This window comes from Xanthomonas sp. BRIP62409 (assembly GCF_003992965.1).
Classification (GTDB): domain Bacteria; phylum Pseudomonadota; class Gammaproteobacteria; order Xanthomonadales; family Xanthomonadaceae; genus Xanthomonas; species Xanthomonas euroxanthea.
This window is the reverse complement of the sequence record NZ_QEZJ01000019.1, coordinates 223196-236479: the sequence shown is the minus strand read 5'-3', so window position 1 is coordinate 236479 and position 13284 is coordinate 223196. Positions and strand designations below refer to the sequence as shown.

Annotated in this window: 11 protein-coding genes; 5 read left to right on the top strand and 6 right to left on the bottom strand. The window is 66.9% G+C overall.

Features of this window, described 5'->3' with window-relative positions; translation table 11 throughout:
* Positions 1–18 precede the first annotated feature (18 nt).
* The 5 genes from EO170_RS09255 to EO170_RS09235 all read left to right on the top strand — a co-directional run bounded on the left by EO170_RS09255 (position 19) and on the right by EO170_RS09235 (position 5532).
* Entirely contained in the window at positions 19–918 is a 900-nt protein-coding gene (locus EO170_RS09255; RefSeq protein ID WP_104583328.1) for a hydrogen peroxide-inducible genes activator, read from the top strand.
* 88 nt (positions 919–1006) lie between these two features.
* Positions 1007–2695: an ABC transporter ATP-binding protein gene (locus EO170_RS09250; protein WP_126944305.1), complete on the top strand. Its 1689-nt coding sequence runs from the start codon at positions 1007–1009 to the stop codon at positions 2693–2695.
* Entirely contained in the window at positions 2679–3770 is a 1092-nt protein-coding gene (locus tag EO170_RS09245) for an HlyD family efflux transporter periplasmic adaptor subunit (protein ID WP_126944302.1), read from the top strand. The genes EO170_RS09250 and EO170_RS09245 overlap by 17 nt, the downstream gene beginning before the upstream one ends.
* Positions 3767–5170, top strand: a complete 1404-nt coding sequence (locus EO170_RS09240; RefSeq protein WP_104648390.1) for a TolC family protein — start codon at positions 3767–3769, stop codon at positions 5168–5170. The genes EO170_RS09245 and EO170_RS09240 overlap by 4 nt, the downstream gene beginning before the upstream one ends.
* A gap of 149 nt (positions 5171–5319) precedes the next feature.
* The gene (locus EO170_RS09235; protein ID WP_119132278.1) at positions 5320–5532 is read left to right on the top strand and encodes a hypothetical protein; all 213 of its coding nucleotides are present in this window, start codon (positions 5320–5322) and stop codon (positions 5530–5532) included.
* Positions 5533–5795: 263 nt separating this feature from the next.
* Here EO170_RS09235 and EO170_RS09230 read toward each other — a convergent pair whose 3' ends face one another.
* The 6 genes from EO170_RS09230 to hrcA all read right to left on the bottom strand — a co-directional run bounded on the left by EO170_RS09230 (position 5796) and on the right by hrcA (position 13205).
* The gene (locus EO170_RS09230) at positions 5796–6923 is read right to left on the bottom strand and encodes a prephenate dehydrogenase (protein ID WP_126944299.1); all 1128 of its coding nucleotides are present in this window, start codon (positions 6921–6923) and stop codon (positions 5796–5798) included.
* Positions 6920–7828, bottom strand: coding sequence for a pyridoxal kinase (pdxY, locus tag EO170_RS09225; RefSeq protein WP_104648388.1), 909 nt, complete (start codon positions 7826–7828; stop codon positions 6920–6922). Before pdxY ends, EO170_RS09230 begins: the two co-directional genes overlap by 4 nt.
* A 348-nt stretch (positions 7829–8176) precedes the next feature.
* Complete coding sequence (dnaJ, locus tag EO170_RS09220; RefSeq protein WP_126944296.1) at positions 8177–9307, bottom strand: molecular chaperone DnaJ; 1131 nt, start codon at positions 9305–9307, stop codon at positions 8177–8179.
* A gap of 159 nt (positions 9308–9466) precedes the next feature.
* Positions 9467–11392 carry a molecular chaperone DnaK gene (dnaK, locus tag EO170_RS09215; protein WP_126944293.1) on the bottom strand — a complete coding sequence of 642 codons (1926 nt, stop codon included), beginning with the start codon at positions 11390–11392 and terminating at the stop codon, positions 9467–9469.
* A 142-nt stretch (positions 11393–11534) separates the two neighbouring features.
* The gene (gene grpE, locus EO170_RS09210; protein WP_010366360.1) at positions 11535–12053 is read right to left on the bottom strand and encodes a nucleotide exchange factor GrpE; all 519 of its coding nucleotides are present in this window, start codon (positions 12051–12053) and stop codon (positions 11535–11537) included.
* 99 nt (positions 12054–12152) lie between these two features.
* Positions 12153–13205, bottom strand: coding sequence for a heat-inducible transcriptional repressor HrcA (gene hrcA, locus EO170_RS09205; protein ID WP_126944290.1), 1053 nt, complete (start codon positions 13203–13205; stop codon positions 12153–12155).
* Positions 13206–13284 lie beyond the last annotated feature (79 nt).

Here is a 13284-nt window from a genome sequence, read left to right as displayed (position 1 = left end):
CCCCTGACGACATCCCGCATGCCCCGCCCCAGAACCACCATTCGCCAGCTCAGTTATTTCGTCGCGCTCGCCGACACCGGCAGCTTCACCCGCGCCGCCGAGCAGATGGGCGTGTCGCAACCGTCGTTGTCGCAGCAGATCCGTGCGCTGGAAACCATCGTCGGCGCCGCGCTGTTCGAGCGTGGCGTGCCGGCCATCCTGACGCCGCTGGGGCGCGACCTGCTCGATCGCGCGCGCAGCATCCTGCTGGACGTGGCCGATCTGGAAGACGTCCGCGCCACCTCGGCCGACACCTTGATCGGCACCATCCGGCTGGGCGTGTCGCCCACGCTGGGCGCCTACCTGATGCCGAGCCTGGTCGCGCGCCTGCATCGCGAACACCCGGCACTGCGCGTGCACGTGCGCGAAGGCCTGCCGACCGTGCTCGCCAGCGGCCTGGCCAGCGGCGTGCACGACCTGATCCTGGCGCAATTGCCGGTGGCCGGGCGCGGCCTGCACAGCGAGCGCCTGTTCCGCGAACCGCTGCACGTGACCATGGCCGCCGATCACCCCCTGCGTGCCAAGGCCTGCATCACGCCGGCCGATCTGCGCGGCGCCAACCTGCTCACCCTGATGCCCGAATACCGCCTGGCCGAACAGGTCGCGGCGATCGCCATGGACGTCGGCGCCAATGTCCTGCGCGATTACGAAGGCACCAGCCTGGATGCGATCCGCCAGATGGCGGGGATGGGCATGGGTCTTGCATTACTGCCAGACCTGTATGTGCGCCAGGAAATCCGCGAGGGCGACGATGTCGTCGTACGGCCGATCAAAGGCGGACGCTACTATAGGGAGATCGGTCTGCTGTGGCGGCAAGGCGCGGGACGCGCGCCGGCCTTCGGGCTGATTGCCGATCTTCTGCGTGCGGTGGCCGCATAGGAAAATCCTATGCGTCGAATAAGCGCTGCTGCCTTGTTCGCCAACTGCAACTCGTCAATGCTTCATTGAACTCATCAACGGAAATCGAATGGCGGGCAAGCAGATCGGATGGCGGGAAGCGGGAGCCTGGCTGGCGGAGATCGTCGGGCCGGACATGCCCTATGTGCGCCTGGCCATGGTGTACGGGGTCGCGATCAGCCTGCTGTCGCTGGCCACGCCGATCTCGGTGCAGTTGCTGATTAACAGCGTCGCCAACACCGCGCTGCCCACTCCGCTGTGGACCCTGTCCAGCCTGTTGCTGGGCCTGCTGTTGCTGGTGGCGGCGCTCAGCGCGATGCGGGTGTGGATGATGGCGCTGTTCGAGCGCCGCCTGTTTGCGCGGGTGGTGGCGGAAATCACCGTGCGCGCGGTGCATGCGCAAAACCCGTTCTTCGCCGACCAGAACCGTGGCGACGTGTTCAACCGCTACTTCGATCTGGTGGTGGTGCAGAAAGCGGTGCCCAGCCTGGCCGTCGGTGCCTTCACCATCGTGCTGCAATCGGCGGTGGGCCTGATCGTCACCAGCTTCTATCACCCGTTCTTCCTCGGCTTCAACGCGCTGCTGCTGCTGATCATCTTCGCAATCTGGATGATCTGGTCGCGCGGCTCGATCCGCTCGGCGGTGGAACTGAGCCACGCCAAGCACAACGCGGCGCACTGGCTGGAAAGCGTGGGTGGCTCCAACGGCTTCTACAAATCCAGCCGCCATCTCAACTTCGCGATGGAGCGCTCCGAAGCGGTGACCGCCACCTACGTCGCCCGGCATCGGCGCCATTTCCGCTACACCTTCACCCAGACGGTGGCGTTCCTGCTCACCTACGCGGTCGCCAGTGCGGCGCTGCTGGCACTGGGCGGCAGCCTGATCCTGCGTGGCGAACTGTCGATCGGCCAGCTGGTGGCCGCCGAGCTGATCCTCAGCGCGGTGTTTTATGGCATCGCGCAGTTGGGCACCTACCTGGACGTGTTCTACGACCTGGTGGCCAGCGCCGAGGAATTGTCGGTGCTGTATGCCATTCCGCAGGAGCGCCCGGTGGCTGCCGCGGGCAAGATCCCCGGCAACAGTGCCGTGCGCCTGGACGGGGTGGTGATCGAGGGGGCGCGCTTCGATTTCGCGCTGGAGGCAGGCGAGCAACTGGTGACGCTGGCCGACGGCGGCGCCGAACGTCTGCTGGCAATGGTGCTCAAGCGCCACGTCGTCCCGGACCGCGGGCTGGTGATGGTCGGCGGCGCCGACATGGCCACCTTCGACATGTACCTGCTGCGCTCTGAAGTGACCGTGCTCGATCGGCCAACCATCGTCGAGGTCACCATCCGCGAATACCTGTCGATGGCCTCGGCCGAGGTGACCTCCGAGACGATGCTCGAAGCCATCGATACGGTGGGGCTGCGCGCGCGCATCGCCGCGCTGCCGCAAGGCCTGGACACCCGGCTTGCCGCCTCCGGCTACCCGCTGTGGATCGGCGAAGTGATGGCGCTGAAACTGGCCAACGCATTGCTGGTGCGTCCGCGCGTGCTGATGCTGTCGCAGCTGTACGACCTGCTGCCGGCCGAACGCCTGACCCGGGTGCTGCGGCAGCTGAAGCAGCCCGGCACCACGGTCCTGCTGTGCACCGGCCGGCCGGAGGACATCGCCCTGGATGGCTGGTTCCGCCTGGAACCGGAGCGCCAGCAGCGCTACGCCACGCGCGCCGACCTGATCGCATCCACGCAGGAGGCCGACGATGCAGCACGCCTCTGACCGGATCGCGCACTTCCCCACCCTGGCATCCATGCGCCCGCCCAGCATCGCCAAGGTGTTGGCGTGGATGCTGCTGATCGGCGTGGCCATCGCCGGTTCCATCCTGGCGTTCGCGCCCTGGGTGCAGACCGCCAGCGGCAAGGGCCAGGTGGTGGCGCTGGACCCGGGTGACCGCCAGCAGCAGGTCACCGCCTTCGTGCCGGGCCGGGTGGAGCGCTGGTATGTACACGATGGTCAGCACGTCGCCAAGGGCGACCCGATCGCCCGCGTCGGCGACCTCGACCCGGACCTGCTGGCCCGTCTTGCCAGCGAGCGTGCGCAGGTGGCGGCGGAAATCAGCGCCATCCAGCAATCGCGCGCGGTCGCCAGTATCGATGTGGAACGCAGCCGCCAGCTGCTTGCCGAAGGCCTGGCCGGCCGCCGCGACTACGAGCTGACCCAGATCAAGGTGGCCGAAGCCGATGCCAAGCTGGCCGAATCGCGTGCCAAGCTGACCCGCATCGACATCCAGTTGAACCGTCAGTCGGCGCAGCTAGTGCGCGCACCGCGCGATGGCCGCGTGCAGCAGGTCAACGCCGCCAGCGGCAGCGCGATGGTCTCGCCCGGCACGGTGCTGGCGGTGATCGCGCCGGAGCGGGTGGAACGTGCGGTCGAGCTGTACATCGATGGCCGCGACGTGCCGCTGATCCGCCCCGGTCGCCCGGTGCGGCTGGAGTTCGAGGGCTGGCCGGCGATCCAGTTCAGCGGCTGGCCGTCGGTGGCGCACGGCATGTTCGATGGTCGCGTCCGCGCCATCGACCCCAATGCCGCACCCGACGGATTGTTCCGCATCCTGGTCGAACCGCAGCCGGGCAAGCCGGCCTGGCCGGCGCAGGAATTCGCCCGCCAGGGCGGCAAGGTGCGCGGCTGGGTACAGGGCGAAACGGTGAAGGTGGGCTACGAACTGTGGCGCCAGCTCAATAATTTCCCGCTGGAGTTCGGCCGCCGCCCGTCGGCGACGACGACGCAGGATGAGGGCAAGGCCAAGCCGGCGTCGGCCGGCAAGTCCGAAGACGACGAGACCGGCAAGAAATGATCCGCCGTCTTGTCGTCCTGCTGGTCGCGCTCGTACCGGGCGTGGTTGCCGCCCAGACCACCGCGCTGACGCTGGATGAAGTGCTGCGCTCCTCTGCCCGCGCTTCTCCGCAGATCATCGAGTCGCTGGCCAAGGTCCGCCAGGCTGAAGGCAAGGGCATCTCGGCCGATGGCGCGTTCGACACCGTGTTCGATATCGACGGCCGCTCGCGCGAGGCCGGCTACTACGACGGCAGCGCGATCGAAAGCACCGTCAAGCGCCCGTTCGACGACAACGGCGGCTATTACTACGGTGGTTACCGCTCCTCGCGTGGTTCCTTCCCGGTCTACGAAGACAAGTCCTACACCGACCGCGGCGGCGAAGTGAAGGTCGGCGCGCTGTATGCGCTGCTGCGCGACCGGGTGGTCGACGAGCGCCGCACCCGTCGCAGCGTTGCCGGTGCCGATATCGATGTCGCGCAATACGAAGCGGAAATGGTCGCCATCGGCGTGCAACGCCGCGCGGTGGACGCCTACCAGAGCTGGGTCGCGGCCGGCCTGAAGCTGCGCGCGTACAACGACCTGCTGCAGCTGGCCGAGCAGCGCCGCAATGCGATTTCCCGGCAGGTGACACTGGGTGCGCGGCCCACCATCCTGCTGACCGAAAACGACCAGAACCTGGTCCGCCGACGCGCATTGGTGGTGCGCTCGGAGCAGGACTTCGCCAATGCTGCCAATGCCTTGTCGCTGTACCTGCGCGATGAAGCGGGAATGCCGTTGATCGTGTCCACCGAACGCCTGCCGGCCGATACGTCGGCGCTGGAAGGTCTGGCCGGCGCCAGCAAGATCACCGCACCGGTGGAGCGCCCCGATTACCGCGCGGTGCTGACCCGCATCGATCAGGCCACTGCACGGCTGATGCTGGCACAGAACGACCTCAAGCCACGCCTGGATGTGAGTTTCGAGGTCAGCAAGGACCTCGGGGCGCCCGGTGTCGGCGGCCCGAACCGCTCGCCGACCGATGCCATCATCGGCTTCCGCTTCAGCGTGCCGCTGGAAAACCGCGCCGCCAAGGGCCGGGTCGCCGAAGCACGCGCCGAGATCGAGGCGCTGGATCAGCGCAGCCGTTACCTGCGCGACCAGATCACGGTGGAGGTCGAATCGATCGTCATCTCGCTCACCGCCGCCGAACGGCTGGCCAAGATCGCCGACGAAGAACGCGCCCTGGCCGACCGTCTGGCAGCCGCCGAGCGCCGCCGCTTCGAGCTGGGGTCGGGCGATTTCTTCCTGGTCAACCAGCGCGAGGAGACCGCCAACGATGCCCGCGTGCGCCTGATCGATGCACAGGCGCGCATTGCCTCGGCGCGTGCGGAGCTGGCGGCGGCGACGGCCGATCGGGACGCGTTGCAGCTGAGCCGGTGAATGGGCTGGCGGTTGGCTCGCCAACTTGCCGCATCGCGCAATGACGCCCGGGTAACACCTGCCTGCGCATGCTCGCTTCGGCCGGCCCGGCGCCGGTGGTGCGATCCCTGGCAGCTCGCACGACGTCCCTGATTTTTTCGGAGGTGCGTATGTCGTTCCGGCAATTTCCCGCAATCGGTGCAGATGGCGAGTCCTACGTCATCATCGAATTCCGCGACGAGCCCCAATCCCGCAACGGGCAGCAAGCCCAGATGCAGTCGCGCGCTGCGCCACGCTACGAACTCCCCGATGGCCGCCGCCTGCAGCGGCAGGGCCAGCGCTTCATCACCGATGGTGGCGAGTTGCGGCTGTCCACGTCCTGAGATGACGCCGGTCATTTTTTGACCACCCGGTCGGCAACCCTTGCAGTGCAAGGGCTGCACGCGGTTATCCACATGCTTGTGCAGGTTTCATCCACACCCTGTGTGGATGAAACCGCTGTGGCCGGGCACTCGGCGTCGTGCCCGGCCACATCGGCATCGCCCTGGGTTCATCGCATGCGGTTCAGTCAGCCAACATGGGATCGCCGCAGGCCGCACGCCGAGATATAGGCATCGCTCAGGCTCAGGCCGGCGGTGGATCGTGGCTACCCGGTGCGATCGGAACGCTCCAGCACCCGCCCGATCCCGCTGCGGTCGATGTCGCTGGCTGCCTGCGCCAGCGCCGCGCGATCGCTGTCCGGCTCGAACCCGATGCGGAAATGCAACTCGCCCACCGGCGTGCGCGACGAGTGGATCGACGACAGATTCACCCCATGCTGCTCGAACACATGCAACAGCGCGCGCAACGAACCGGGCTGGTCTTCCGGCAGGTAGACGCTCACGGTCAACGGCTCGGTGAGGTCGGCCAGCAGGTAGCCCACGCGCTCATAGGTGTAGTTGCCCGCAGCCAGCGACGCGCCGCGTAGCGCCTGCGCGTTGTCGTCCAGAAACCGGGCGCGAAACTGCGCGCGCGCCGCATCGTCGCCTTGCGCGACCAGCGCGCGCAATTCGCGCAGCTGCAGCAACAGCCGGTCGAGCATCTCGCCCACGTACGGGTTGCCGAACTGGATGTCTTCATAGATCGCCGGATTGAGCGAGAGGATGCGCGCGATCACCGCGCTATCCAGCTCGAACGAGGCCGAGCGATACGGCATCAGCGCGCGCAGTTCGCCCAGCAGCGGCGCGTAGTCGCGCAAGGTGCCGGCCTGCGCCAGATGGGTGGCGTGCACCATCGCCTGCACCAGCGCCATCACGCGGTCGTGGTGCTCGGGCGTGGCGTACACGCACTCGGCCTGCAATGCGGTGCACAGCATCTGCACCCATGCGGACCACTGCTGCAGCCGTGCCTGGCAGACCACCATCACCCGCCCTTTCAAGGTAGGTGATTTGGGCGGTGCGGTCATCGGATGCAGGCCGACGACCTCGGCCGGCGATGCCAGCATCGCGGCAACCGGCGCCTGCTTGATCGAGGTGACATCCATCCACAACTGCGACGCGGCACGCGGGCCGGCAAGGTCCACATAACGCGCGATCAATGCGGCGGTGTGGCGGATCGGCGCAGAAAAGATCAGCACGTCTGCACGCTGCGCCAAGGTGGCCTCGTCCATGTCGCCGTCACCGGCCGGATCGAAGCCGATCACCTCCAGCCCCAGGCGCGTGCGCAAAAACTGCGCCAGCCAGCGTCCGTAGGCACCGGCGATGCCGACGATGCCGACCACCGGCTGCGCCATCATGCCAGTCGCTCGAGCGCAAAACGCGGGGCAGCCGCGAGTGCCGCCGGTGCGGCGGCCAGCACATCGAACTCCTCAATGCCTGCATCCAATGTGGCTTCCAGTGCACCATGCACGCCGCTGAGCGCATGCCCCACCGCCTGCTCGAACGGCATATCGCGCAGCAGGAAACCGATCAGCAAGGCCATCAGCACGTCGCCGGTGCCGGCCACATCCACCGGCAGATGCGGCGTGGCCCAGCGATACACCGCCGTGTTGCTGACCGCCAGGGTCACCAGCTCACCGGCCGCACCGGCCACGCTGTGCGCAAGCACCCATTGCGGGCCGCGCGCCAGCAATGCGCGCGCGGCAACGACGGCATCGTCCTGCTCCAGACTCGGCAAACCGGTCAGTCGCCCAAGCTCGAACGCATTCGGCGTCACCAGCCAGGCATGCGGCAACAGCCGCTCGGCGAACACGCGCTCCAGTCCGGGTTCGACATACGGGCCGGTATGCGTGTCGCCGATCACCGGATCCAGGCAATAACGCAGTTGCGGGGCCTGCGGCAGGGTCTGCTCCAGCCAGTCGGCAAACGCCTCGCCATTGGCCAGGCTGCCGAAATAGCCGGAAACCAGCATGCGGGCACGCTGCGGCAGGCCGCGCTCGCTCGCCCCCAGCAGCAGGTCGGCCAACCAGTCGGCCGGCAAGATGCGGCCGCGCAAGGTGGCGTAGAACGGCGCATTGCTCAGCAGCGTGGTCGGCACTTCCGCCACCCGCAGGCCCAGCGCACGCAGCGGTGGCACCGCCGCGCTGTTGCCGGCATGGCCGTAGACCAGTTGCGACTGGACCGAGATCACATCGATCGGCGAAGGACCATCCGGACGCTGGCGGCGGCCGTGGACCAGATGACTGTCGGGGGCATTGTTCATCGCAGCATTTTACGCCAGCGCCACGGCGCGCCCACCGTCGATCGACGCGACCGTCGTCCGCTCGCCGCAACGCCTACCGCCGCCAAGCCAGTTCTCGCCAGGCCGGTCCGTGCACTGGCAGCAGTCGATATCGCCTCCGATCTGCGCGGGCTCCTGCCGCAAGAACGCGAATGCCGGCCCCGGGGCCGGCATTCGTCTGGAGGACCGCGCTCAATCGTGCAACTTTCCGGACCTTCGGGAGCCGGCATCCGCTTCCACGAAGCCCGAATCGCCACACTGGCGCACTCCCCGGCAGGCCGGGCCACACCGCCCTTACGATTCCCCAATCCCGACTCCCGATTCCCAGCCTCAGGACGTCATGCGATCCCAGAAGCCCTTGACGCCATCGATGAAGGTAGCCGACTTGGGCGAATGCTTGCGCGCATCCTCGCCGGTGAACGTGGCTTCGAACTGCTGCAGCAACTCGCGCTGGTCGGCGGTCAGGTTCACCGGCGTTTCGACCACCACGCGGCAATACAGATCGCCTTCGCTGCGACTGCGCACCGAGCGCACGCCCTTGCCACGCAACCGGAACAGCTTGCCGGTTTGGGTTTCGGCGGGAATGCGGATTTCCGCCTCCCCGCCCAGGGTGGCCACGCGCACGGTGTCGCCCAGCGCCGCCTGCGAAATACGGATCGGCACTTCGCAATGCAGGTCGTCGCCGTCGCGCTGGAAGATCGCGTGCTCGCGCACGCGCACTTCCACATACAGATCGCCCGGCGGCGTGCCGGCCGGGCCGGCTTCGCCCTCGCCGGCCAGACGGATGCGGTCGCCGGTATCCACGCCGGCAGGCACCTTGATCGACAGCACCTTGTCTTCTTCCACGCGACCGGCGCCGTGGCAGGTCTTGCACGGATTCTGGATCAGCGTGCCGCGCCCGTCGCAATGCGGGCAGCTCTGCTGCATGGCGAAGATGCCGCGCTGGATGCGGACCTGGCCGCGTCCGTGGCAGGTCCCGCACACTTCCACCTTGCCGTCTTCCGAACCACTACCATGGCAGGGCTCGCACTCGATCAGGGTCGGGATCTCGATACGGCGTTCGATGCCGGCAACGGCTTCTTCCAGATCCAGTTCCAACACGTAACCGACGTCGGCGCCGCGTCGCGCAGCGCGCGGACCGGCGGCGCCACCGCCGAAAATATTGCCGAAGATATCGCCAAAGATATCTCCCATGTCCGGGCCACCCGGCCCACCACCACCACCGCCCATGCCGTGCTCGAACGCAGCGTGGCCATGCGCATCGTAGGCGCGGCGTTTGTTGCCGTCCGACAACACCTCATAGGCTTCCTTGCACTCCTTGAACATCGCTTCGGCAGCAGCGTCGCCGGGATTGCGGTCCGGGTGGTGCTTCATCGCACAGCGCCGATACGCCTTCTTCAGCTCCTCGTCGCTGGCGCCACGGGCAACGCCCAGCACTTCGTAGTAATCGCGTTTGCTCATAAGCCGGTATTGGGGATTCGTGATTTGAGATTCGTTGAAACGCAAAAGCGGACAGCGTGTGCTGGTCCGCCTTGGCGACGCGACGCGTAAAGGATATCGGGATGAGGATCGGCACGTTTACCGGCTGCCAATCCCCACTCCCGACTCCCAAATCACGGCTTACTTCTTGTCGTCCTTGACTTCGGTGAACTCGGCGTCCACCACGTCGTCGGCGGCCTTGGAGGCCTGCGCGTTGCCGCTGGCCGCATCGGCGTTGCCGCCCTGCTCTGCCGCGGCAGCGGCGGCGTACAGCGACTGGCCGGCTTCTTCCAGGGTCTTGCTGCGGGCCTCGATCTGCGCCTTGTCGTCGCTCTTCATGGCGGTTTCCAGATCCGACAGCGCCGCTTCCACATTGCCGATCACATCGCCACCGACCTTGCTGCCATGCTCGGTGATCGCGGTGCGGGTGGCGTGGATCAGGCCATCGGCCTGGTTGCGGGCCTGCACCAGTTCCTGGAACTTCTTGTCTTCCTCGCGGTTGGCTTCCGCGTCGGCGACCATGCGCTGGATCTCTTCGTCCGACAGGCCCGAACCGGCCTTGATCTCGACCTTCTGCTCCTTGTTGGTCTTCTTGTCCTTGGCCGACACGTGCAGGATGCCGTTGGCGTCGATGTCGAAGGACACTTCCACCTGCGGCATGCCGCGCGGGGCCGGCTCGATGCCGGACAGGTCGAACTTGGCCAGCGACTTGTTGAAGCGGGCCTGCTCGCGCTCACCCTGCAACACATGCACGGTCACGGCCGACTGGTTGTCCTCGGCGGTGGAGAAGGTCTGCGAGGCCTTGGTCGGGATGGTGGTGTTCTTTTCGATGATCTTGGTGAACACGCCGCCCATGGTTTCGATACCCAGCGACAGCGGGGTCACGTCCAGCAGCAGCACGTCCTTGACGTCGCCGGCCAACACGCCGCCCTGGATCGCAGCGCCCACGGCCACGGCTTCGTCCGGGTTGACGTCCTTGCGCGGTTCCTTGCCGAAGAAATCGGCAACGGCCTGCTGCACCTTCGGCATACGGGTCTGACCGCCGACCAGGATCACTTCGTTGATGTCGCTGGCGCGCAGGCCGGCATCGTTCAACGCGGTGCGGCACGGCTCGATCGACTTCTTGACCAGGTCCTCCACCAGCGCTTCGAGCTTGGCACGGGTCAACTTGATGTTGAGGTGCTTCGGGCCCGAGGCATCGGCGGTGACGTACGGCAGGTTCACTTCGGTCTGCTGGCTGGTCGACAGCTCGATCTTGGCGCGCTCTGCGGCGTCCTTCAGGCGCTGCAGCGCCAACGGATCCTTGCGCAGATCAATGCCCTGGTCCTTGTTGAATTCGTCGACCAGGTACTCGATGACGCGGTTGTCGAAGTCTTCGCCGCCGAGGAAGGTGTCGCCATTGGTGGCCAGCACTTCGAACTGCTTCTCGCCGTCAACTTCGGCGATTTCGATGATCGACACGTCGAAGGTGCCGCCGCCCAGGTCGTACACGGCGATCTTGCGGTCGCCGCCGTTCTTGTCCAGGCCATAGGCCAGGGCTGCAGCGGTCGGCTCGTTGATGATGCGCTTGACGTCCAGACCGGCGATGCGGCCGGCGTCCTTGGTGGCCTGACGCTGGCTGTCGTTGAAGTAGGCCGGCACCGTGATCACGGCCTCGGTGACCTTCTCGCCCAGGAAGTCCTCGGCGGTCTTCTTCATCTTTTCCAGCACGCGGGCGGAGATTTCCTGCGGCGCCATGCGCTTGCCATCGCTGGTCTGCACCCAGGCATCGCCGTTGTCGTGGGCGAGGATGCCGTACGGAACGTGCGAGATGTCCTTCTGCACTTCGGCGTCGGTGAACTTGCGGCCGATCAGGCGCTTCACCGCGTAGAAGGTGTTCTTGGGGTTGGTCACTGCCTGGCGCTTGGCCGAGGCACCGACCAGGACTTCGCCGTCCTTGGTGTAGGCGACGATCGAAGGCGTGGTGCGATCGCCCTCGGAATTTTCGATGACGCGGGCCTTGCCGCCGTCCATGATCGACACGCACGAGTTCGTGGTGCCGAGGTCAATACCAATGATCTTGCCCATGGATACGCTCCTGATGATTCTTTAGCTGTGTCCGGCGACGCCGGGTCTGGCTGAGATGTGGGGGTGGTGCGCAGGTGTTCAAGCCACCTGCACGAATCTGCGTTTCGCGCATGCGCCCGGCAGTTCAGCCGGGCGCCACGGTTCAGTCGTGCTTGGCCACGACCACCAGGGCCGGGCGCAGCAGACGCTCGTTGAGCAGATAGCCTTTCTGGAACACCTGCACCACGTGGCCCGGGGCGATGCCCTCGGCCTCGCCCTGGCTGATGGCCTGGTGCTGGTCCGGGTTGAACGGCTGGCCGACCGGGTCGAGCAGGGTCAGGCCGTTGTCGGCCGCAACCTTGAGCAGCTGCTTGTAGGTCATGTCCAGGCCATCGCGCAGCGGGCTGGGCTCGGTGCCGGCCGCGGTCAGGCCGGCGTCCAGGCTGTCGAATACCGGCAGCAGCTCGCCCAGCAGCTTCTCGTTGGCGAACTTGCGCGCGTTCTCGACATCGCGGGCGATGCGCTTGCGCTGGTTCTCCAGATCGGCACGCTCGCGCAGGGCATCGGCCTTGACCAGCGCGATCTCGCTGCGCAGCGATTCGATCTCGGCCTTGAGCGGATCGGTCTCGGGTGGGTTCTGGGACAGGTCTTCGGAGTCGAATTCGGGGTGGTCTTGGTTCATGTGCAGTTCCCGGGCAAGCGGAACGCCCGCCCCAACGTCACCCCGTATGTGGGCGCGCGCGCGCGTTTCAAGCAAAACGCTCGTATCGATCGCTGCCGCTTATCGCGTGCCGGGCGGTTCCATGGCCGCACCCAGCACCTGGGCGGCGGTCTGCACCAGCGGAATCACCCGGTCGTAGGCCATGCGTTTGGGCCCGATCACGCCCAGCACACCCAGCACCTGGCCATTGGCGGCGTACGGCGCGGTGACCAGCGAGACGTCGTCCAGCGACACCATGCCGGTCTCCTCGCCGATGAAGATGCGCACGCCCGGCGCCTGGATGGTGCGTTCGAGCAGCTGCAGGATCTCGCGCTTGCTGGCGAAGGCCTCGAACAGCTCGCGCAGCCGGTCCAGGTCCGACAGGTCCTGCACGCCCATCAGGCGGGTCTGCCCGGCCATCACCATGTCGTCGGTATCGGCCGGCACCAGCGCCTCGCTGGCCAGGTCCACGCTGTGCGCCAGCAACTGCTCCATCTCGTTCTTGGCCAGGCGCAACTCGCGCAACAGGCTGGCGCGGATATCCGCCAGCGCGCGCCCGGCAAATTGCGCATTGAGGTAATTGGCCACCCGCTCCAGCTCGGCCGGCTCGTAGGCCCGGCGCGGCTCGATCACCCGGTTCTGCACCTCGTTGTCGGCAAACACCAGGATCGCCAGCACCCGCCGGGCGTCCAGCGCCACGAAGTCGATGTGCCGGAACGCGAACTGCTCGCGCCGCGGCGCGCTGACCACGCCGACGAAATGGCTCATCGCCGACAGCATCTGCGAGGCACTGCCCAGCAGCGACTGGGTGCCGTTGCCGCTGGCAAGCTCCGCGCGCAGGCGCCGCACCTCCTCCTCGCCCGGTGGCTGCATCTGCACCAGGCTGTCGACGAACACCCGGTACCCGTGCGCGGTAGGCACCCGCCCGGCCGATGTGTGCGGAGAGCTGAGCAGCCCCACGTCCTCCAGGTCGGCCAGGATGTTGCGGATGGTGGCCGGGCTGACGTCCAGTCCCGCGTGCTGGGCCAGCGTCTTGGAGCCCACCGGCTCGCCGTCGCGGATATAGCGGGCAATCAGCGTCCGCAGCAGTTGGCGTGCGCGGGGGTCGAGCGTTGGGGACTGTGACGCGCGCATGGGATCATCCGGTGAGACTGGGCATAGATAATGTCTGGCCCTGCGGTTGGCAAGCGTCTTATTCCCTGCTCGCCGCTCC